This is a genomic window from Limnohabitans sp. INBF002 (assembly GCF_027924905.1).
Classification (GTDB): Bacteria; Pseudomonadota; Gammaproteobacteria; order Burkholderiales; family Burkholderiaceae_C; genus Limnohabitans.
This window is the reverse complement of record NZ_AP027055.1, coordinates 1044141-1066374: the sequence shown is the minus strand read 5'-3', so window position 1 is coordinate 1066374 and position 22234 is coordinate 1044141. Positions and strand designations below refer to the sequence as shown.

The 22234-nt window shown below is 56.9% G+C and carries 19 protein-coding genes and 1 tRNA gene; 8 read left to right on the top strand and 12 right to left on the bottom strand.

Annotation, left to right across the window (positions count from 1 at the left end):
• Positions 1-24: 24 nt before the first annotated feature.
• Both QMG15_RS05430 and QMG15_RS05425 read right to left on the bottom strand, forming a co-directional pair.
• Positions 25-101, bottom strand: a tRNA-Val gene (locus tag QMG15_RS05430).
• Between the two features lie 31 nt (positions 102-132).
• Complete coding sequence (locus tag QMG15_RS05425; protein WP_281789865.1) at positions 133-2328, bottom strand: bifunctional (p)ppGpp synthetase/guanosine-3',5'-bis(diphosphate) 3'-pyrophosphohydrolase; 2196 nt, start codon at positions 2326-2328, stop codon at positions 133-135.
• A 61-nt stretch (positions 2329-2389) separates the two neighbouring features.
• On the opposite strand from QMG15_RS05425, the gene QMG15_RS05420 reads away from it, so the two are divergent.
• Both QMG15_RS05420 and QMG15_RS05415 read left to right on the top strand, forming a co-directional pair.
• Positions 2390-3172 (top strand): 3-hydroxybutyrate dehydrogenase, encoded by a 783-nt coding sequence (locus tag QMG15_RS05420; RefSeq protein WP_281789864.1) that lies wholly within the window; start codon positions 2390-2392, stop codon positions 3170-3172.
• Between the two features lie 105 nt (positions 3173-3277).
• Positions 3278-3694, top strand: coding sequence for a hypothetical protein (locus QMG15_RS05415; RefSeq protein WP_281789863.1), 417 nt, complete (start codon positions 3278-3280; stop codon positions 3692-3694).
• On the opposite strand, the gene ispF is transcribed toward QMG15_RS05415, so the two are convergent.
• Both ispF and ispD read right to left on the bottom strand, forming a co-directional pair.
• Entirely contained in the window at positions 3688-4170 is a 483-nt protein-coding gene (gene ispF / locus QMG15_RS05410; protein ID WP_281789862.1) for a 2-C-methyl-D-erythritol 2,4-cyclodiphosphate synthase, read from the bottom strand. The two genes, QMG15_RS05415 and ispF, sit on opposite strands and share 7 nt — an antisense overlap.
• A gap of 22 nt (positions 4171-4192) precedes the next feature.
• The gene (ispD, locus tag QMG15_RS05405) at positions 4193-4903 is read right to left on the bottom strand and encodes a 2-C-methyl-D-erythritol 4-phosphate cytidylyltransferase (protein WP_281789861.1); all 711 of its coding nucleotides are present in this window, start codon (positions 4901-4903) and stop codon (positions 4193-4195) included.
• Between the two features lie 58 nt (positions 4904-4961).
• Between ispD and mfd the strand changes: the two genes are divergently transcribed.
• From mfd to serB, 3 genes are read left to right on the top strand one after another with little or no spacing between them, the layout of a single operon-like run.
• A complete protein-coding gene (gene mfd / locus QMG15_RS05400) occupies positions 4962-8447 on the top strand; it encodes a transcription-repair coupling factor (RefSeq protein ID WP_281789860.1) in 3486 nt (1161 codons plus the stop codon).
• A 2-nt stretch (positions 8448-8449) separates the two neighbouring features.
• Complete coding sequence (locus QMG15_RS05395; protein ID WP_281789859.1) at positions 8450-9064, top strand: hypothetical protein; 615 nt, start codon at positions 8450-8452, stop codon at positions 9062-9064.
• A 7-nt stretch (positions 9065-9071) separates the two neighbouring features.
• The gene (serB, locus tag QMG15_RS05390) at positions 9072-9782 is read left to right on the top strand and encodes a phosphoserine phosphatase SerB (RefSeq protein WP_281789858.1); all 711 of its coding nucleotides are present in this window, start codon (positions 9072-9074) and stop codon (positions 9780-9782) included.
• 53 nt (positions 9783-9835) lie between these two features.
• Here serB and uvrC read toward each other — a convergent pair whose 3' ends face one another.
• Positions 9836-11818: an excinuclease ABC subunit UvrC gene (gene uvrC, locus QMG15_RS05385; RefSeq protein ID WP_281789857.1), complete on the bottom strand. Its 1983-nt coding sequence runs from the start codon at positions 11816-11818 to the stop codon at positions 9836-9838.
• Between the two features lie 25 nt (positions 11819-11843).
• On the opposite strand from uvrC, the gene earP reads away from it, so the two are divergent.
• From earP to QMG15_RS05370, 3 genes are all read left to right on the top strand, one after another.
• On the top strand, positions 11844-12968 hold the full coding sequence (gene earP / locus QMG15_RS05380) for an elongation factor P maturation arginine rhamnosyltransferase EarP (protein ID WP_281789856.1): 1125 nt from the start codon (positions 11844-11846) through the stop codon (positions 12966-12968).
• Positions 12969-13041: 73 nt separating this feature from the next.
• Positions 13042-13596, top strand: coding sequence for an elongation factor P (gene efp / locus QMG15_RS05375; protein WP_104800292.1), 555 nt, complete (start codon positions 13042-13044; stop codon positions 13594-13596).
• Between the two features lie 81 nt (positions 13597-13677).
• The gene (locus QMG15_RS05370; RefSeq protein ID WP_281789855.1) at positions 13678-14541 is read left to right on the top strand and encodes a TIGR00730 family Rossman fold protein; all 864 of its coding nucleotides are present in this window, start codon (positions 13678-13680) and stop codon (positions 14539-14541) included.
• On the opposite strand, the gene QMG15_RS05365 is transcribed toward QMG15_RS05370, so the two are convergent.
• From QMG15_RS05365 to QMG15_RS05335, 7 genes are read right to left on the bottom strand one after another with little or no spacing between them, the layout of a single operon-like run.
• Complete coding sequence (locus tag QMG15_RS05365; RefSeq protein WP_281789854.1) at positions 14516-15667, bottom strand: MFS transporter; 1152 nt, start codon at positions 15665-15667, stop codon at positions 14516-14518. The two genes, QMG15_RS05370 and QMG15_RS05365, sit on opposite strands and share 26 nt — an antisense overlap.
• Complete coding sequence (gene rmuC, locus QMG15_RS05360) at positions 15664-16926, bottom strand: DNA recombination protein RmuC (protein ID WP_281789853.1); 1263 nt, start codon at positions 16924-16926, stop codon at positions 15664-15666. The genes QMG15_RS05365 and rmuC overlap by 4 nt, the downstream gene beginning before the upstream one ends.
• Positions 16926-17900, bottom strand: a complete 975-nt coding sequence (locus QMG15_RS05355) for a D-glycerate dehydrogenase (RefSeq protein ID WP_281789852.1) — start codon at positions 17898-17900, stop codon at positions 16926-16928. Before QMG15_RS05355 ends, rmuC begins: the two co-directional genes overlap by 1 nt.
• 3 nt (positions 17901-17903) lie before the next feature.
• A complete protein-coding gene (locus tag QMG15_RS05350) occupies positions 17904-19232 on the bottom strand; it encodes a cation:proton antiporter (protein WP_281789851.1) in 1329 nt (442 codons plus the stop codon).
• 10 nt (positions 19233-19242) lie between these two features.
• Positions 19243-20427: a nicotinate phosphoribosyltransferase gene (gene pncB / locus QMG15_RS05345; RefSeq protein ID WP_108360125.1), complete on the bottom strand. Its 1185-nt coding sequence runs from the start codon at positions 20425-20427 to the stop codon at positions 19243-19245.
• Between the two features lie 19 nt (positions 20428-20446).
• The gene (locus QMG15_RS05340; protein WP_281789850.1) at positions 20447-21151 is read right to left on the bottom strand and encodes a nitroreductase; all 705 of its coding nucleotides are present in this window, start codon (positions 21149-21151) and stop codon (positions 20447-20449) included.
• Entirely contained in the window at positions 21148-22113 is a 966-nt protein-coding gene (locus QMG15_RS05335) for a histone deacetylase (RefSeq protein WP_281789849.1), read from the bottom strand. Before QMG15_RS05335 ends, QMG15_RS05340 begins: the two co-directional genes overlap by 4 nt.
• Between the last annotated feature and the right edge of the window lie 121 nt (positions 22114-22234).

Genomic DNA, 22234 nt, shown 5'->3' with positions numbered 1-22234 from the left:
TGCCGGGCTTGACGGGGAACAATATGGTAGGCGCGATTGGAATCGAACCAACGACCCCCACCATGTCAAGGTGGTGCTCTAACCAACTGAGCTACGCGCCTACATTGTTCGAAGCTGAAAGTATAGCAGACTTCAGCGACGTTTTGCCATGCGGACGCCGCGCACCTCTTTCACCAAGCCCAACACCTTTTGCAAGCGACGTGAATCGCCCACTTCCACGGTGAAGGTCATCCAAGCCAGGTCTTTCACAGACTGGGTTTGCACGCCAATCACGTTCATTTTTTCTTTGGCAAAGACTTCTGAGATGTCACGCAACAAGCCTTGGCGGTCTAAAGCTTCGATGTTCACATCCACCGGATACACCAAGGCCTGCGCCGAAGCGGATTGCCCCCAGTCCACCTCAATCACACGGTCGCCATTGCGCAGTGCCATTTGACGGAAGTTGCCGCAATCAGCCCGGTGAATGCTCACGCCTTTCCCGCGTGTGACAAAACCACGAATCTCATCAGGCGGCGCAGGCTTGCAGCATTTGCTGAGTTGCGTGAGCAAAGAATCAATGCCCACCACCAAGACACCACTCTTAGAGGCTTTGTCGCTCGTTTTGGCTTTCTTCAAACGCACATAGTCGTCTGCCACCATCACCGTGGCGGGTGGGTTCAGCAGCGTTTCGATGTTGCGCAGCGAAAACTCGTCCTTGCCCACCAGCTCAAACAAAGCCTCAGCCGATTTAAAGCCCAGTTGAGATGCCAAGTCATCCAGCTTCACCGCTGTTTTACCTTCGCGTTGCAAGAGCTTTTCTACGGCCTCACGCCCCTTGGCCGCTGTTTCCTGCATGGCTTGGGCATTGAACCAAGCGCGCACCTTCGAACGCGCCCGCGAGCTGGCCAAAAAGCCCAACTCTGGGTTGAGCCAATCACGCGAGGGGCCACCTTCTTTGATGGCGGTCACCTCCACCGTTTGGCCGTTTTTCAGCTGCGTATTCAGCGGCACCATCGCGCCATCCACGCGCGCGCCCCGGCAACGGTGGCCGAGGTTGGTGTGCAAGGTGTAGGCAAAGTCAATGGGCGTTGCACCTTGGGGCAGCTCGACCACGGCCGCGTCTGGCGTCAACACATAAATGCGGTCGCTCAAGGCATCGGTGGTGGCTTGGCTTTGGGCGCCAGCTGAGAGCTCGCGCTCCCAAGCCAAGAGCTGACGCAGCACCGCAATCTTGGCGTCGTAGTCGCCGGAGGCGCTCACACCCGCGTAGCCTTTGGTGCCAGCCTCTTTGTACGCCCAATGCGCCGCCACGCCATGCTCGGCGTGGTCGTGCATCTCTTGGGTTCGGATTTGAATCTCAATCGGGCGCCCCTGCGCGTCACGCACCACCGTGTGCAACGATTGGTAGCCGTTCGATTTAGGTTTGGCAATGTAGTCGTCAAACTCCGAATCAATCGGCGAGAACTTGCTGTGCACCATGCTCAAGGCAGCATAGCAATCGGGCACCGAAGGCACCACCACGCGCAAGGCACGGACGTCAAACACGCGTGAAAAATCGAGCGACTTGCCACGCATCTTTTTGACAATGCTGTAAATGTGCTTGGGCCGCCCTGCCACTTGCGCCGTGATGCCTTGAGTTTTGAGTTCGGCCTCTAGGTCTTCGCGCAACTGCACCATGTAGTTCTCGCGCTCCACACGCTTTTCATCGAGGAGCTTGGCAATTTCACGGTAGGTTTCGGGCTCAAGGAAACGGAAAGACAAATCTTCCATTTCCCACTTGATCTGCCAAATGCCCAAACGGTTCGCCAATGGCGCAAACACATGCAAGGACTCATACGCCAAGCTGTTTGGCACAGGCTGCTTGCTGGCGGCGTAGTAGCGCAAAGTTTGCAAGCGCGACGCCAAGCGCAACAGCACCACGCGCAAATCGCGCGAGAACGCCAGCAGCATCTTGCGCACGTTTTCGGTTTGCAAAGCTGCCACTTGCGATTCGGCCGCCACAGCGCGTGCTTGGCGTTGCACGCGAATCAAACGCGTGGTTTCCAAAGCCAGCTCGGCATAGCTTGGGCCAAAGGCTTTGGCAATGACTTCTTCTGGCTTTTGCAAGTGCTCTGCGGCATAGACCAAGTAGCAGGCAGCTTGCATGGCTTCAGAGCCACCAATCACACTCAAAATTTGAGCCACAGCATCCGCATGCGCCAGCACATCTTCACCGGTGTCCAGCGTGGCGCCCATCAGCAAAGGCTGCGCAAAGGCACGCGCCCGCGTCAACGCCTCAGGCTGATCAGGTAAGTCTTGCAACGACGCGCTCAAGAGCGAAGCGCGCTGCGTTTCTCCGTTATGTTTCATGTAAGCCGCTGAACCGCATAATGTCTATAGGTTTCTCATCGTAATGCATGGAGTTTTGAAAATGTCTGAACGCACACTCATCGGTAAAACAGCTTTGGTCACCGGTTCCACCAGTGGCATTGGTCTTGGCATCGCCAAATCATTGGCTCGCCAAGGCGCCAACATCATCCTCAATGGCTTTGGCGACGCCGAAGGCCCCAAGGCCGAAGTGGCCGCACTGGGCGTCAAAGTGGCTTACCACGGCGCAGACATGAGCAAAGCCTCGGACATCGAAGCCATGATGAAGTTTTCAACCGACACCTTTGGTGGCGTGGACATTTTGGTCAACAACGCGGGCATCCAACACGTGGCCTCGGTGGAAGACTTCCCTGTGGAACGTTGGGACGCAATCATCGCCATCAACCTCAGCAGCGCTTTTCACACTTCTCGCTTGGCTTTGCCCTACATGCAAAAACAAAACTGGGGCCGCATCATCAACGTGGCATCGATTCACGGCCTGGTTGGTTCAGCGCAAAAGTCTGCTTATGTGGCGGCCAAGCATGGCATCGTTGGCTTGACCAAGGTCACAGCGCTTGAAAACGCCACCACAGGCGTGACCTGCAACGCCATTTGTCCGGGCTGGGTGCTTACGCCGCTGGTTCAAAAACAAGTCGATGCCAAAGCCACAGCTTTGAACATTTCAAATGACGAAGCCATTAAGTTGTTGTTGGGTGAAAAAGAGCCCTCAATGCAGTTCACCACCCCCGAAGAACTGGGTGAGTTGGCTGTTTTCTTCTGCTCCAAAGCTGGCAACAACGTCCGCGGCGTTGCTTGGAACATGGATGGTGGCTGGGTCGCGCAATAAAAACCGAAAGAGATTCAGCGATATTTGTAGTTCTTATTAATTAAATAAGAGTATTTTTCTACTTACAATTACAACATTAACCTGAATCTCTTTTACCTTAGAGGTATGACACAAACCTACCCTAAAGAAACCAGCAAATTTGCAGACCGTTTTCGTGCCGCGCTCAAAGATGCAGGCATTCGAGTCTCTGCAACCGTCGTGGCAAACGAGTTCAACTTGCGCTACTGGGGCGAGGGCATCTCTTCCCACGCTGCACGTAATTGGCTCATGGGTGTGTCCATACCCAAACAAGACAAACTCCTGGTTTTGTCTAAGTGGCTCAAAATTTCACCAGAAGGTCTGTTGTTCGGCACACCGCCACCACGCCCTACCGACGAAGGCCTGAAAGACGAGCGCATCAACCTGGTTGATCAGCAGTTGATTTCTCGCTACTTCTCACTTCAGCCAGAACATCGCCGCGTGGTGCGCGAAGTCGTCGAAGGGTTGGCTGCTTTAGGCCCCAAACCTACCAGCAATCAATAAATCAGCGCAACTGCGCGAGCTTCCATGCTTAGGCCCTGTCCCACAGGGCCTATTTTTTCGGCCGTTTTCGCCTTGACGTTCACACGAGAAACCTCAACATTCAAGGCCTGCGCAATGCGCTGGCACATCGCGGGCATGTGTGTCGCCAACTTAGGCGCTTGTGCAATCACCGTGCTGTCGATGTTGCCAATCTGAAACCCAGCAGCGCGCACCATCTCAGCCGTCTTTTGCAACAGCACCCACGAATCTGCGCCTTTGTAAGCCGCATCGGTGTCCGAAAAGTGTCGGCCAATGTCCCCCAAAGCTGCTGCTCCCAGCAAGGCGTCGGTGATGGCGTGCAGCAACACATCGGCATCTGAGTGACCTAGCAAGCCATGCGTGTGTTCAATACGCACACCACCCAACATGAGCGGGCGGCCTTCCACCAAGGCATGCACATCCCAGCCTTCACCAATTCGAAATGAGGGTACGGTCATCGTGTGTTCTTTCCATCAAGCGTCAACGACGCGAATTCAAAATAGCAGCAGCCAAGGCAAAGTCTTCGGGATAGGTCACCTTGAAGTTTTGCGCATTGCCAGGCACGAGCAGCGGGCTCAAACCCATCGCCTCAATGGCGCTCGCTTCATCCGTCACTGCAGCACCTGTGTGTTCTAAGGCCTGCAGCAACACGCCTAAGCGAAACATTTGCGGCGTCTGCGCCAACCATTTGTCAGAGCGGTCTACCGTTTGGGCCACACGGCCATGAATCTCGGCTTTCAACGTGTCGGCCAATTTATGAGCCAGCAAACCACCCACGGCATCGTCTTGGCAAGCATCCATCAATGCATTGATTTGTTCGGGTGTGACCAAGCAACGCGCTGCATCGTGCACCAGAACCCAATCGGTATCTTGTCCGCCCTGCTTCACCAGCTCACGCAAGCCCGCCAGCACGCTGTCAGCCCGCGTCGCACCACCTGTGCGGGAGGTTTCAAACAAAGGCTGTGGATGCGCAGCCAACACACCCGCCATGTGCACATCATCAGGTGCCAGCACCAACACGCCTTTTGCCATGCGTGCCACGCCTGCAAAGGCCCTGAGCGTATGCACCACCATGGGCAAGCCTGCAATGGTTTGATACTGCTTAGGCGTGGCCGTGCCCGCGCGGCTGCCAAAGCCTGCGCAAGGAATGACGGCAAAAAAACGAAGAGGACGGTGGGTGTGTAAGGGCATTGAGTAGGTTTGAGCCTCAGCAAATAGAAAGCTCAGCCCCCATTCTAGAATTACGCCAATGCATCTGCCCTCATTGAGTCCCGGCAAACGATTTGCCATGCCCCGCCCTGTCGGCTCTGCGGACGCATTGCTGCTCGCACAGTTGGGCATTCGCGAAAAAGCCAAACAACAACGCGTGGCCATCATCACCGCCGATGCGGTCGATGCCCAGCGCCTGCAAGACGAAATGGCGTTCTTCGCCCCCGACTTGCGCTGCGTGCTCTTCCCCGACTGGGAAACACTGCCCTACGACAGCTTCTCGCCCCACCAAGACCTCATCAGCGAGCGCTTGGCCACCTTGTGGCGCATCTCGCAGGGTGACGCCGATGTGGTGCTGATTCCAGCCACCACCGCGCTGTACCGCTTGGCACCGCCTGCGTTTTTGGCGGGCTACACCTTCCACTTCAAAGTCAAGCAGGCGCTGGACGAGGCCAAGCTCAAGTCACAGCTCACATTGGCGGGCTACACCCACGTCACCCAAGTGGTCAGCCCTGGCGAATACGCAGTGCGTGGCGGCTTAATTGACCTCTTCCCGATGGGCTCGCTGGTGCCCTATCGCGTCGATTTGTTTGACAACGAAATCGACTCTATCCGCACCTTCGACCCAGACAGCCAACGCAGCCTCTACCCCGTGCCCGAAGTGCGCTTGCTACCAGGCCGCGAGTTCCCGATGGACGATGCCGCGCGTGCGCTGTTTCGCAACCGTTGGCGCGAAATGCTCGATGGTGACCCGACCAAGAGCCGCATCTACAAAGACATTGGCAACGGCGTGGCCACCGCTGGTATTGAGTACTACCTGCCTTTGTTCTTTGAAGAAACGGCCACGGTGTTTGACTACCTTGGCACCTCAGCCACGGTGGTGTTGCACGGCGATTTAGAGCCCGTGTTCCAGCGCTTTTGGCAAGACACGCAAGACCGCTTCCGGCTCGTGCAAGGCGACCCCGAACGTCCTGCGCTGCCACCCACCCATTTGTTTTTAAGCGCCGAGCAGTTTTACGCCTCGGCCAACAGCTATGCGCAGTTTGCGCTGCGCCCGCACGTCACCGACGTGATCGACAACGCGTTTGCCCAAACCCTGCCCGACCTCACTGTGGTGCGTGGTGCGGCAGACCCGCTGCAAAAGCTGCAAGCCCACGCTGGCAAAACCGCCAACCGCTTGCTCATCTTGGCCGAGAGCGATGGCCGCCGTGAAAGCTTGCTCGACTTCTTGCGCTCGTCCAACGTCAGCCCGCCTGCGTTTGATTCGTTGGCCGAGTTCGAAGGCAGCGCAGAAAAAATCGGCATCGCCACCGCCGCACTGCAAGTGGGCTTTAGCTGGACCGAAGCGGGCCTCGACCTGATTACCGAAACCGAGCTGTTCGCTGTCGGTGCCACCACCCGCCGCCGCAAAAAACAAGAACAAGTCAGCGATGTCGAAGCGCTCATCAAAGACTTGTCCGAGCTCAACCTCGGTGACCCTGTGGTGCACAACGCACACGGCATTGGCCGCTACCGTGGCCTCATCAACATGGACCTAGGCGAGAAGAACGCCGATGGCTCACCCGCGCTGCAAGAGTTTTTGCACCTCGAATACGCCGACAACGCCGTGCTCTATGTGCCCGTCAGTCAGCTACACCTGATTGGCCGCTACACCGGCGTGAGTGCCGACGAAGCACCGTTGCACAAACTCGGCTCCGCCCAATGGGACAAAGCCAAACGCCGCGCTGCCGAGCAAGTGCGCGATGCCGCCGCCGAGTTGCTCAATATTTACGCCCGCCGCGCAGCGCGTCAAGGCCACCCTTTCCGCTACTCGCCGCAAGACTACGAAACCTTCGCCAACGACTTCGGCTTTGAAGAAACCGCCGACCAACGCGCCGCCATCCACGCTGTCATGCAAGACATGATCAGCCCACGCCCCATGGACCGCTTGGTGTGTGGCGATGTGGGCTTTGGTAAAACCGAGGTGGCCTTGCGTGCTGCCTTCGTGGCCGTGACCGGTGGCAAACAAGTGGCCTTCTTGGCACCCACCACTTTGCTGGCCGAGCAGCATTACCAAACACTGGTGGACCGCTTCAGCAAATGGCCCATCAAGATTGCCGAGATGAGCCGCTTTCGTTCGGCCAAAGAAATCACCGCCGCCGCCAAAGGTTTGGCCGAGGGGCAAGTTGACATCGTGGTGGGCACACACAAGCTGCTCAGCGAATCGGTCAAGTTCAAAGACCTGGGTTTGCTCATCATCGACGAAGAGCACCGCTTTGGCGTGCGCCACAAAGAGGCCATGAAAGCCATGCGCGCCGAGGTAGATGTGCTCACGCTCACCGCCACGCCCATTCCACGCACCTTGGGCATGGCCCTCGAAGGCCTGCGCGATTTGAGCGTGATCGCTACCGCACCCCAACGCCGCCTCGCCATCAAAACCTTTGTGCGCAACGAAGGCAATGGCGTGATTCGCGAAGCCGTGTTACGTGAACTCAAACGTGGTGGCCAGTGTTATTTCTTGCACAACGATGTGGCCACCATCGAGAACCGCCGCGCGCAATTGGAAGAGCTGCTGCCCGAAGCACGCATTGCAGTCGCCCACGGCCAAATGCCTGAGCGTGAACTCGAGCGCGTGATGCGCGACTTTGTGGCCCAGCGCTACAACATGCTGCTGTGCTCCACCATCATCGAGACCGGCATTGACGTGCCCAGCGCCAACACCATCATCATGAGCCGTGCCGACAAGTTTGGTTTGGCACAGCTGCACCAGTTGCGCGGTCGCGTGGGCCGCAGCCACCACCAAGCCTATGCCTACCTCATGGTGCCCGACACCCAAGGCCTGACCAAGCAAGCCTCTCAACGCTTGGATGCAATTCAACAAATGGAAGAGCTGGGCTCAGGCTTTTACCTCGCCATGCACGACCTTGAAATTCGTGGCGCAGGCGAGGTGCTGGGCGAAAACCAAAGCGGCAACATGCTGGAAGTCGGCTTTCAGCTCTACAACGAAATGCTGTCGGAGGCCGTGCGTGCCTTGAAGAACGGCGAAGAGCCTGACTTGCTCAGCCCGTTGAGTGCCACGACAGAAATTAACCTACACGCCCCCGCCCTGCTGCCCGACGACTACTGCGGCGATGTGCACCTGCGCTTGTCGTTCTACAAAAAATTGGCCACTGCCAAAACAGGCGATCAAATCGACGCACTGCTAGAAGAAATCGTGGACCGCTTTGGCAAACTGCCCGCGCAAGCGCAAACCCTCATCGACGTGCACCGTCTGCGCGTGCAAGCCCGCAGCTATGGCGTGACCAAGGTAGACGCGGCACCGGGCGTGACCCACATCAGCTTCAAGCCCAACCCACCGTTTGACGCCATGCGCATCATCGAGTTGGTGCAAAAAAACAAGCACATCAAACTGGCAGGCAACGACCGCCTGCGCATCGAGCGCGAGCTGCCCGAGCCACAAGCCCGTGCACAAATGGTGCGCGATGTGTTGCGCTCACTCGGTACACCCACCGCCCCCGTGGCCAAAGCGGCAGAGGCCCAGTCGTAAGCATGGACTTTGAAATCGCCGTCATCTTGGCTTGCTTGACTGCATCGCTGTGGCTCAAGCCGTGGCGCATGCTGGTGGGCACTGAACTGCTCACACCCTTGCTCGCCACCTTGGTGCTGCTGCCGTGGCTGTGGGCGCTGCCCAGCTTGCACCACATGCCGCTGCAACTGCATTGGTCGGGTGCGCCCTTTGTCACGCTCATGCTGGGTTGGCCCTTGGCCGTGCTGGCCCTTGTGGCGGTGGGCATCACCACCACCTTGATATCGGCCACCTCGATCGACACCGCTGCAGCCCTCATCGTGTGGCAAGGTTTGCTGCCCGCCACCTTTGCGCTGCTGTTGGGCGCTGCGTTGCGCCGTTGGGTAGCGCACCACCCGTTTGTGTATGTGCTGGGCCGAGGCTTTTTAGGCTCGGTGCTGTGCATCTTTTCAGCCAGCCTGCTGGCCCAGTGGACCGGCCACGAACTGCCCAATGTGACCAGTGGTTTGTCGCTGATCGCGTTTTGGCTCATGGCCTGGGGTGACGCGTTCATCACGGGCATGATGTGCGCCATCTTTGTGGCGTTCAAGCCTTATTGGTTGGCCACTTGGTCAGACCATCTGTATCTCAAGTCTTAATTCATTTATGCAACAAGAATTCGCTCCTGGCTTAGTCATCCAAGGCTTCACCGCCCCCCTGAAACTCCAAGACTTCAAACTCATCGCGTTTGACATGGACTCGACGCTCATCAACATCGAGTGCATTGACGAAATTGCCGACGCCACCGGTCGCAAAGCCGAAGTGGCGGCCATCACTGAGGCGGCGATGCGCGGCGAAATCACCGACTTCAAAGACAGTTTGCGCCGTCGCTTGGCGCTGCTCAAAGGTGCGCCAGAGTCGGCTTTGCAAGAGGTGTTTGAACAGCGTTTGCGTTTGAACCCTGGTGCAAAAAACTTGGTAGATACCTGTAAAGCCCACGGCATGAAAGTGCTGCTGGTCAGCGGTGGGTTCACCTTCTTTGCCGACCGCGTGTGCGAGATGTTGAACATCGATTTTTCACGCAGCAACTTGCTCGACATTGCCGACGGTCACCTGACGGGTCAAGTGGTGATGCAAGACTGGGGAGACATTTGTGACGGCGCAGAAAAGCGCAAGATGCTGCTGCACATCTGCACGCAAATGGGCATCAGCCCCAAACAGGCGATTGCGATGGGCGATGGCGCTAACGATTTACCCATGATGGGCGAAGCTGGCTTGTCGGTGGCGTATCACGCCAAACCCAAGGTACGCGAGCAAGCGATGGTGGCGATCAATGAAGGCGGCTTAGACCGACTGTTGGAAGTCGTAAAGCCATAAGCTACAAGCGCGTGCCTGTACGGCACACGCATAAACGGCACACGTATTCACGCTTAGCGCAACGCGTTGTAAATCGTTTGTGCCAAGTCTTCTGAAATACCTTCTACGGTACACAGGTCTGCCACACTGGCATCGCCCACACCGCGTGCTCCGCCAAAGCGCTGCAACAACTTGGCACGCTTCTTCGGACCCACGCCCGGAATTTCTTCGAGCTTGCTGCCGCCCACGCGCACCTTGGCGCGTGCAGCACGCATGCCCGTGATGGCAAAGCGGTGGGCCTCGTCGCGAATTTGCGCAACCAACATCAAGGCAGCCGAGTCACGGCCAAGGTACACCTTCTCGCGGCCATCAGCAAACACCAGTTCTTCCAAGCCCACTTTGCGGCCCTCGCCTTTTTCAACGCCCACGATGCGCGAGAGGTCGAGCCCGAGCGACTCAAACACCTCACGCGCCATCGAGACTTGGCCTTTGCCGCCATCGATCAGCACGAGGTCGGGCAACTTGCCCTCGCCCGCACGCACAGCCTCGGCCAGTTTGCTGTAGCGACGCACCAGTACTTGGCGCATGGCGGCGTAGTCGTCACCACCGGTGATGCCGTCGATGTTGTAGCGGCGGTATTCCGCGCTTTGCATTTTGTGGTGATGGAACACCACGCACGAGGCTTGGGTGGACTCGCCCGAGGTGTGCGAAATGTCAAAGCACTCCACGCGGAACTGCTCTAAATCTTCGGGCGCTAAATCCAGCGCGTCCACCAACGCACGCGTGCGCGCTTGTTGCGAACCTTCTTCAGCCAACAAGCGGGCCAGTTGAATGTCCGCGTTTTGTTGCGCCATTTCTAGCCACACGCGGCGTTGCTCACGCGGGTTGTGCACGGCGGTGATCTTGACGCCCGTTTGTTCGGTCAACGCTTGCAGCAGCTCTTTGTCCACCGCATGGCTGGTGATGAGTGCGGGCGGCACAGGCACATCCAAGTAATGCTGGCTCAAAAACGCTTCCAACACTTCTGCAGGCTCAGCATCGTCCACATGCACAGGAAAGTAAGGTCGGTCGCCCAAATGGCGGCCACCGCGTACCATGGCCAAGTTGACACAGGCTTTGCCACCCTGCACTTTGACGGCGAGGATGTCCACGTCTTGGTCGCCCACGGTGTCCACCGCTTGTTGGTGCAGCACTTTGGAGAGCGCGCTCATTTGGTTGCGCAGTTCGGCAGCTTGTTCAAACTCCAGCTTCTCAGCGTGCGCCATCATGCGCGCTTCGATGCTGCCCATCACCTCTTGGGTTTCACCGCGCAGCAAGCGCATGGCGCTGTCCACATCGCGCTGGTAATCAGGCACAGAAATGAGGCCCACACATGGCCCCGAGCAACGCTTGATTTGAAATAGCAAACAGGGGCGCGTGCGGTTGTTGAACACCGTGTCTTCGCAGGTGCGCAAGCGAAACACTTTTTGCAACAGCTGAATGGCTTCGCGCACCGCCCACACGCTGGGGTATGGGCCAAAGTAGTCGTGGCGTTTGTCCACGGCGCCGCGGTAATACACGACGCGAGGCACTTGTTGGGGGTTCACGCTCAGGTGATTGCCCGTGTTGGAGTTGGCCATGTCGGGGCTGGACAAACCGACTGGCGATGCAGCCGGTTTTGCAGCGTCATTGATTTTCACTGGCACGCCGCGCGTCATTTTCAAATACGGGTAGCTCTTGTCATCGCGAAACAAGATGTTGTACTTGGGCTTGAGCGTTTTGATGAGGTTGTTTTCCAGCAGCAAGGCCTCGGCCTCAGAGCGGACCACCGTGGTTTCCATGCGCACAATCTTGCTGACCATGTGGCCAATGCGTGTGCCGCCGTGGTCCTTTTGGAAATAGCTAGACACCCGCTTCTTCAGGTTGATGGCCTTGCCCACGTACAGCACCTGCTCTTGCGCATCAAAGTAGCGGTACACGCCGGGCAACGCAGGCAAGCTGGCCACCAGCTCTAACAGCTCGGGCGGGTGGCGCGGAGCCGTGTTTTCTGGCGTAGCGTCTGAAGAAGTTTTGGACATGTCTGTATTGTGGACAATCTGAGGCGTGAAACCAGACACCTCTTCATTACCCGTTCTGCACTGGGATATTTTTTGTCGCGTCATCGACAACCACGGTGACCTCGGCGTGTGCTGGCGGCTGTGCGCTGACTTGGCGCAGCGCGGTCACGCCGTGCGCTTGTGGGTCGACGACGCCTCTGCCTTGGTATGGATGGCGCCGCAAGGTTGTGCGGGCGTTGAGGTGCGCGCTTGGCCGACGGAGGCAGCGCTTCAAGCCTTGGCTCAAGATGCCGCATTCCAAGTGGGCAATGTGGTGATCGAAGCCTTTGGCTGCGAACTGCCGGAAGCGTTTCAAACCCTCATGGTCCAAGGCCCGCCGTCCGTGTGGATCAACCTCGAATACCTCAGCGCCGAGCGCTATGTGGCGCGCTCGCACGGCTTAGCCTCGCCCGTGATGAGCGGCCCTGCACGCGGCATGACCAAATGGTTTTTCTTTCCGGGCTTCACGCCAGACACGGGCGGCTTGCTGCGCGAGCCAAACTTAGCCGCACGCCAAGCCGCGTTTGACCGCACGGAATGGCTCAACGCCCTGCCGCTGGACACGCCGATAGCAAGCAACGAACGCCTCATCAGCCTCTTCTGCTACGAACCAGCCGCCTTGCCATCGCTGCTCAATCAACTAAGCCAAACCGATGAACCCACGCGCCTACTGGTGGCCCAAGGCCGCCCCAGTGCAGCGGTGACGGCAGCCACACAAGCGCTGAACATGCCCACTACAGGCACAGATCAGTTGCAGATCAGCCAACTGCCCTATTTCAGCCAAACCGACTTTGACCACCTGCTGTGGGCCTGTGACCTGAATTTCGTCCGTGGCGAAGACTCACTGGTACGCGCCCTTTGGGCGGGCCAGCCGTTGGTGTGGCACATCTACCCTCAAGACGATTTAGCCCACCATGACAAGCTACATGCCTTCGAAGCCGCGCTCGACATGCCACTACTTTTGAGGAAATTTCATGCGGTTTGGAATGGTGTGGAAACCGGCCCACTTCCGACGCTATCCCGCGCCATCCTTGAGGATTGGCATGATTGGAGCAACCGAACGCAGCACCGTTTACAAAGTCAAAGCGACCTCACCACCACTTTGCTAGGTTTTGTGGCCCAAAAACGCTAAAATAGACGGCTTTGCGAATCCCAGCGCAGCTTGAGCTGCATGGGCCACATACCTCTTAGAAAACATCCAAACTATGAAAACCGCTCAAGAAATCCGCGTTGGCAACGTCATCATGCACGGCAAGGACCCGATGGTTGTCCTGCGCACCGAATACCAACGTGGCGGTCGTGGCTCGTCCACCGTTCGCATGAAACTCAAAAGCTTGATCGCTAACTTCGGCACCGAAGTCGTGTTCAAGGCCGACGACAAGATGGACCAAGTCATCTTGGACAAGAAAGACTGCACCTACTCTTACTTCGCTGACCCCATGTACGTGTGCATGGACGCTGACTTCAACCAATACGAAGTCGAAGCCAGCAACATGGGCGACGCCTTGAACTACCTCGAAGACGGCATGGAACTCGAAGTGGTGTTCTACGACGAGAAAGCCATCTCTGTCGAATTGCCTACCAACGTCGTGCGCGAAATCACTTGGACTGAGCCAGCCGTCAAAGGCGACACCTCAGGCAAAGTGTTGAAGCCCGCCAAACTCGCAACAGGCTTCGAAGTGGCTGTGCCCTTGTTCGTGGCCCAAGGCGATAAAGTTGAAGTCGACACACGCACCGGCGAATACCGCAAGCGCGTCTAAGCCTTCAACGGTTTAGCAAATCAAGGCTCCTTCGGGAGCCTTTTTTCATGGTCACATCAAGCGAGCCGCTAACATAGCGCTATGGATGGAATGCTTGACCCTCACGACCGAAGAATTGCAGAAGCTTGGGAAACGCTCAAAGCGCAAACCCCTGCAGGTGACACGCTCGCCCCGGAATCAAACCGACTCGCTTTTGGAGACCCTGAATTTTTGCTGCGCCGTGAAACGCGTGGCATTCGTTTTCAACTCGAGATGCTCAAACCAGACTTGGCTCAACAGGCCTTGGGCATCGAACACACCGTGGTGGTGTTTGGCAGTGCGCGCTTCAAAAGCGAAGAGGAAGCCCATCGCATCTTGCTCAAAGCGCGTACAAGCGACGACGCGCAAGCCATCACCGAAGCTGAAACCTTGGTTCGTAACGCCCGCTTTTATGAGCAGTCTCGGGCACTGGCGCACCTCATTACCAAATTCAGTGCAGACCGGCTCAATGGCCGCAAGTTTTACATCTGCACAGGCGGTGGCCCCGGCATCATGGAGGCCGCGAACCGTGGCGCATCCGAAGCTGGCGGTATGAGCATTGGTTTGAACATTGCCTTACCGCACGAACAAGTACCCAACCCGTACATCACCCCAGGACTAAGTTTTAAATTCCATTACTTTGCGCTGCGCAAGATGCACTTCATGATGCGCGCCAAAGCCTTGGTGGCATTTCCTGGCGGCTTCGGCACCATGGATGAACTCTTTGAAACGCTGACCTTGGTGCAATGCAAAAAAGCAAAGCCCGTCCCGATTGTTTTGTTTGGCAGCAGTTATTGGAAGCGTTTGCTGAACATCTCGGTGATGATTGAAGAAGGCGTGATTTCTGCGGCAGATGCAGAGTTGTTCAAATACAGCGACAGCGTCGAAGAAGCATGGGAATTTATCCGTGCTTTTTATGAACTCTGAGCTGATACGCGCTGCGTGAGCCCAAGCCCACCACCGCCGACACACACCAAAACACCCCGCTGATGCCAATGACGGTGCCTGCTGCACCAAACACCATGGGCATCAGCACGCTGGAGGCGTTGATGCCCATCAAACGCAAACCCAAAGCCTCGCCATGCCGATGCTCTGGCGTGATTTGGTGCAAGGTGCTCATGATCATGGGCTGAACGCCCCCTAGCGACAAGCCCACCAACACCGAACATACGCCCATCAACCAAGCTGTTTCAGTGAAGGGGTACACCGCCAGCATGAACGAAGTGATCAGCATCGCACCGGTGACCACTTGCCACTCATGCAAGCGCGCCGCAATGAAGGGCATCATCATGCGAATGAAGGCGGCGGCCAAGGCAAACACGCCCAAGATAGAGCCAATCGCCGAAGCACTCAGACCGCGTTCGTGACCCAAGATGGGCACCACAAAGGTGTGCACATCCCAGCACGCCGACAAAAACCAATTGACCATCAACAAGCGCCGAAACATGGGCTCGTTCAACAAATCCCAAGCGCTGTTGTTCTCATGGCCTTCGGGCTTGACCACCTTGGGCAACTCATGTGCTTGGCGTATCCACAGCCAGGCCATCACAGGCAACGCAGCCATGGCGGCAAACGCCCATTGAAAGCCAGCATGGTCAATCAGCAAACCGGCCATGAACGGGCCAATGAAGTTAGAGAACGCAGGCGCAATCGACAGCCAACTGAACGCTTGTTTCATTTGCGTCAAACCTTGCGCCGCACGCCCCACATGGCGTTGTAAAGCGATGATGGCAATGCCCGTGGCACCGCCCGTCATCAACCCACTGAAACACAGCACCGCAAAAGTGGGCCACAACGCCGCAGCACCTGCACCCGTAGCCCCCATGAGCACACTCCACATCACGGGGCGCTTCAAGCCGTGCAAGTCGGCATAACGGCCTGCAGGCAAAGCCAAGAACACTTGGGTCAAAGCAAACATAGCCAGCAAAAAACCAACGGCAGCTTCGCTTTGGCCATTGCGCAAGGCCATCAAGGGTGCGGCCATGCGCATGCCCGCCATGCAAGCATGCAAGCACACCTGGCCTGCAATCAACTTGGCGAGTTCACGTTTCAAACTTTGGCGTCCGCTTTCACGTCCGATTCTTCCAAGGCATCGTCAAACTTGGGCAACAAGGCTTGCGCTTCGCCTTCGGGCAAGGCTTCGACGTTTTTCAAAGCACGGCGCATTTGGCGGCTGCGCGTGTCGGCACGGTCCAAGGTGTCAGCGGCTTTTTGCACTTGCTCGCGCACCTTCTCCACCCAATCACCGTAGCGTTCGAACTCGGTTTTGACGGCGCCCAACACTTTCCACACCTCAGAGGCTTGCTGCTCCAACGCCAATGTGCGAAAGCCCATGTGCAAGCTGTTGAGCATGGCCAGCAAGGTGGTGGGGCCAGCCAGGGTGACGCGGTAGTCGCGCTGCAAGCTGTCCATCAAACCGGGGCGGCGCAACACCTCGGCATACAAACCTTCGGTGGGCAAAAACAAAATGGCAAAGTCGGTGGTGTGCGGCGGCGCGAGGTAGCTCTCGGCAATGCTCTTGGCTTCGGTGCGGATGCGCACTTCCAGAGCTTTGGCTGCCACTTCAGCAGCCACACCATCCGCGCGGTCCTGCGCGTCGAGCAAGCGCTCGTAGTCTTCACGGGGAAACTTGGCATCAATCGGCAGCCACACGGGTTCGCCGTCTGCACCGCCTCGGCCTGGAAAGCGAATCGCAAAGTCCACACGTTGGTTGCTGCGGGGTTTGGTTTCGACTTGCTTGGCGTATTGCTCAATCGTGAGCACTTGTTCCAGCAAGGCTTCGAGTTGCACCTCGCCAAACATGCCGCGTGTTTTGACGTTGGTCAACACGCGCTGCAAGCTGCCCACACCGTCAGCCAGTTTTTGCATTTGCCCGAGGCCGTTGTGCACTTGCTCCAAGCGCTCCGCCACTTGTTTGAAGCTTTCAGACAAACGCTTCTCAAGCGTGGTTTGCAGCTTCTCATCCACCGTGCGACGCATTTCATCCAACTTGTCGGCATTGCTTTTTTGCAGCTGCTGGAGCTGTTGGTTCAGCGTGTCGCCAATGCTTTTTTGCATGAGCGTGAGTTGCTGCACTTGGCTTTGCTGAAACAGCGCGAGGTTTTGCGTCAGCTCTTGGCGGCCACCGCGTGAGGATTCGGTAATTTCTGTGCGCAGCTCGCGCTCGATGCGCTCTAGCTTTTCATGCATGCTTTGCAGGCTCTGCTGCAAAGCCAAAGCGGCGGCTTCGTTGTTGCCACTGGGGCGGCGCAACAGCAAAACCAACAGCAAGGCGTTGAACGCGCCAACACCAACTGCAATCCAAATTTCCATCACGCAGCCACCGTGTTCAAAGGCGTCAACGATTTGCCTTGGGTGAAGTAGCTGATGAGGTTGTCTGCTGCCAAGTTCGCCATGGCCATGCGTGTGGGAATCGACGCACTGGCAATGTGCGGCGTGAGGACCACATTGGGCACGGTCAACAAATCGGGATGCACTTTGGGCTCGCCTTCAAACACATCCAAGCCAGCGGCTGCAATTTGCTTGTTGCGCAAGGCCACCGCCAAAGCAGCATCGTCCACGATGCCACCGCGTGCGATGTTGATGAGCGTGGCCGTGGGCTTCATTTGCGCCAACTCTGCCGCGCCAATGGTGTGATGCGACGCGGCGCTGTAAGGCACCACCAACATCACGTGGTCTGCAGTTTTGAGCAGTTCTTCTTTGCTCACATACGTGGCTTTGCATTCGGCTTCAGACTCAGCACTCAGGCGTGAACGGTTGTGATAAATCACCTTCATGCCAAAGCCGTGTGCGGCGCGGCGCGCAATGCCTTGACCAATACGCCCCATGCCCAAAATACCAATGGTGCTGCCGTGCACTTCAGCACCGGCAAACATGTCGTAGCGCCACTGCGTCCACTCGCCACGGCGCAGGTAGTGTTCGCTCTCGGTGATGCGGCGTGCAGTAGCCATCAACAACGCAAAGCCAAAATCGGCCGTGGTTTCGGTCAACACATCGGGTGTGTTGCTGGCTTGCACGCCTTGGGCGGTCATGGCTGGTACGTCGAAGTTGTTGTAACCCACAGCCATGTTGGCCACGGCTTTGAGTTGAGGGCACGCCTTGAGCACCTCTGCGTCCACTGGGTCAGAACCGGTGGTGAGTGCACCCACGTGCTGCGACAACGCTTGGGTCCAAGAAGCTTTGGTCCATGGCGTGTCAGCTTGGTTATCGGTCACCTCAAAATGCTCGCGCAAGCGCGCCAAGGTTGCTTCAAAAATGGGACGGGCGATGATGATTTTGGATTTCATAAGTTACTCAATCATGTTTAAGTTTTTGGCCCACCAAGGGGTCAGCGCAGGAAGCAAGGTCAAGGTCCAAATCACCACCCAAGCGGTCAAGGGCATGAGTTGGGTCATCTCTGGAAATTGGGCCACCGTGACTACAGCCAAGACGACGGGAATCACCCCGGTCTCGCGCACGGCACACAGGAATAATTTTTCTTGGCGGCTGATGGATGTGGGTAGCAAGGACACGAACACCGCCACAGGCCGAGCCAAAACAATGAAGGCCAAAGACACCAGCAAGCCCAACAAAGCCGTATCAGCCAACTGTTGCAGGGCCACGAACGGCCCCACCATCATGAAGATGGTGGGCTTGGCCACGCTTTCAAGCTTCACTTCGAGGCTGTGCAGCAAGCCATGAAAGTAATGCGTGCCGTGGTTGAAGTTGGCCAGCAAGCCTGCGATGAACGCAGCCAAGAAACCATTGCCATGAATCATTTGTGCCAATACAAACGTCACCAAAGGCACAGCCAACACCAGCGCAAAGTCATACGGTTCATCCAACTTGCCTGCCGCGTTGCTTTTGGATTTGTAGCGCTCAAACGCATACATGCCCAACCAACCGACGACACCCGCGATCACGCCAAAACCAAACTGTGCGGCCAGCAAACGTAAGTTGTCTCCACTGAACAGCCCCGTCGCCAATGCGCCCACATTGTCAATGTTGACGCCACCCAAAATCATGGCGGCAATGGCACCGGTAAAGATGGCCCCCACCGCATCGTTCAACGCGCTTTCAGCCACCGACAAGTTGGACACTTGTTTGTACTGGGGTTTGAACGCCAAGGTCTTGAGCGTGGGGATCAACGCAGCAGGATCGGTAGAGCCAATGATGGCGGCCAAGAGTGCCGCTGTCTTGCTGTCCAAGCCCAGCCACATCAGCACGGGGAACATGATGAAAAACGTCACCAAGTAGCCCACGGTGGCAATCAACAAAGTTGGAAACGCAATTTTCAAAAAATCTTGGCGCGCAATTTCATCCCCACCCGATTTCAAAATGATGGCGGCCAAGGCCGTGCAGACGACCACCGACAACACCAGCTGCGCCGACAACGGCGCCAGCGCATCGTGCAAGACGATGCCGATGAGCAACTGCAACGTAAAGCTCGGAAACAGTGTGCCATCCGCCACTTTGCTGCACGCCCAACCAAACAAAAGAAACAAACCCAAACACCACAAGGTGGCGGCAATGGCGGCTTCTGCCTCGCCCAAATGCGAGATATGCGCCAGCAAGCCAGGCGCTACCAGATTCACCCCAAATGCGAGTGCAAACACCAAAGCGACCTTGAGGTAATTCATCAACACGCCTTTAAGCAGGCTGTGCAATGTCAAACACCTGGCGCAAATAGGCCAAGTATTTTTCGTCTTGGCACATATTTTTAGAGGGTGTGTCCGACAGTTTGGCTACGGGTTGTCCGTTGCATTGCGTCATCTTGATGACGATTTGCAAGGGTTCGTAGCCGAGGTCATTGGTCAAGTTGGTGCCAATGCCAAACGCGAGTTGGCAGCGGCCACGGAACTGTTGGTACAGCGCGATGATTTTTTCGATGGTGAGGCCATCCGAAAAAATCAAGGTCTTGGTCATCGGGTCTACGCGGTTGTTGCGGTAATGCTCAATCATGCGCTCGCCCCAAGTGAAGGGGTCGCCACTGTCGTGACGCGCGCCATCGAACAGTTTGCAAAAGTACATGTCGAAATCGCGCAAGAACGGCTCAATGCCGTACACATCGCTCAACGCAATGCCCAAGTCACCACGGTATTCGCGCGCCCACGTTTCAAAACCGAACACCTGGCTGTCACGCAAGCGTGGGCCCAAGGCTTGGCACGCTTGTAAATACTCATGCGCCATGGTGCCCAAGGGCGTGAGGCCAAGCTTCATGGCAAACAAGGCGTTGCTGGTACCGGCAAATTGCCCTTCAGACCCCGTGCCCAAGCGAGAAATCAAGACGCGCAAAATTTCTTCATGCCACGCTTTCGAGAAGCGGCGGCGTGTGCCGTAGTCGGCAATTTTCAAATCGCTCAAACGCTCGGCATGCAAGGCTTGAATTTTTTGATCCAGGCGCTTGCGCCCTTCCAAGAAATCGGGCACTTTTTGCGTGTTGCGAAAGTACACCTCGTTGACGATGGCCAACACGGGAATCTCAAACAAAATCGTATGCAGCCAAGGGCCTTGGATGCTGATGTCGATCTCGCCATTCGAGAGCGCATTCACTTGGATGTATTTTTCGTTGAGGCGAAACAGCCCCAAAAAATCCACAAAGTCACTCTTGATGAAACGCAGGCTGCGCAGCCAAGCCAACTCGGCATCTTGAAACTGCAAGCTGCACAGCGAGCGAATTTCGTCACGAATTTCCTGCACGTACGGCGCCAGCTGCACACCCGGATTGCGGCACTTGAACTTGTACGACACCTGCGCACTGGGAAACTGATGCAGCACAGCCTGCATCATGGTGAATTTATAAAGGTCGGTGTCGAGCAGGCTGGTGATGATCATGTGAAAGCAACTTTAAAAATTAGGCTACCCAATGGGTGAACTCATCCACGGGCACACGCGGTGTGACTAAAGTGTTGACCTTATCGGTTTCGTCGGCATAGCCCAACGACATACCGCACACAAGCATCTCGCCCTCGCCCGCGCTGATGTGCGGCAAGATGATGCTGTGAAATGCATTCCAAGCCGCTTGCGGGCAGGTGTGCAAACCACGCGCACGCGCAGCCACCATGATGTTTTGAATGAACATGCCGTAGTCCAGCATCGAACCGCGGCCCATGATGGGGTCGATGGTGAACATCAAACCCACAGGCGCATCAAAGAACTTGAAGTTACGTTGCTGTTGTTCGTGCATGCGGTCTTTGTCGGCTTTGCCGATGCCCAACAAGCCATACAGGCTCCAACCGTTTTCACGGCGACGGTCGATGTAGGGGCTGACCCATTGCGCGGGGTAATAGTCGTATTGCTCTTGGTATTGCTTGGCCACTTCGGGGTTGGCGCGAATGGCCTCGTGAGCGGCGCACACTTTGTCGACCAACGCATCACGTGTGGCACCTTGCAACACATAGACCTTCCAAGGCTGGGTGTTGGTGCCCGATGGCGCGCGACTGGCCACTTGCAAAATGTCTGTGATGAGTTCGCGCGACACGGCTTGTTGCGTGAAGGCACGCGCTGACATGCGTGAGGTGATGGCTTGGTCTACGGCGGCCACGTTTGAATTGGTCATGGGTGAGTCTCCTTTTCTTGATTTAGATCTTTGGTCAGATTTTGCCAGCGTCGCCAGTACGCATAGGCGACACGGTAGGTGTTGATTTGCACCTGGACGGTGTCGGTCATGTCACGGCCATACCCACCCGCCATCGAAAAGGCCAAGGGAATGCGTTTGGACCACGCCCAGTCAAAGACTCGGCGGTCACGGGCCTCTAGGCCATCAAAGCTCAGGCTCAAGCGCCCCAGGCGGTCGCCCTCGTGCGGGTCAGCGCCCGCCAGGTAAATCACCAAGCCTGGGTCAAAGCGAGCCTCTAGCTCAGTCAAGGCGTGTTCTAGCGCCTCTAAATAAGCCGCATCGTCACAGCCATCGGGCAGTTCAATGTCCAAATCACTGGCTTCTTTGTCAAACGGAAAGTTACGCGCCCCGTGCATCGACAGGGTAAACACCTGCGCATCTCGCTCAAAGATGCGCGCTGTGCCGTTGCCTTGGTGCACATCCAAATCAATGATGGCGACTTTCAAAGGCTGCTTGTGCACACGCCCCCACTCAGCCTGCATGAGGCGGGTGGCCACGGCGGCATCATTGAACACACAAAAACCACTGCCTTTGTCGGCATACGCGTGGTGCGTGCCGCCAGCGAGGTTGGCCGACACGCCCTGCCCGCCAAACAAGGCGGTGCGAGCGGCCATCACCGTGGCGCCTGCCGAGCGGCGTGAGCGCTCGACCATCGCCGGTGTCCATGGAAAGCCTATTTCTTTTTGCTGGGCATCACTCAACGTGCCCTGTACAACAGACTGGATGTAGCTGGGCGTGTGGACCAACGCCAGCTCGCCATCGCTGGCGGGTTCGGCGGCAGCCAGCTCAACGTCAGGCACATCGACACCCAAACGCTCGCGCAGCAGGCGGTACTTGGCCATGGGAAAGCGGTGGCCGGGCGGCAAGGGCAATACGAATTGGTCCGAATAAAAAGCGCGCATATCCCTTGGAAACCGCATGAAACAAGGCTGCATTGTCACCAATCTGCAAAAACCTTAGGTTTTAGAACCTCACCTCTAAACAGAGCGTCAAAGCCCCAAACCCTCTTGCAAAGCTCCGGGA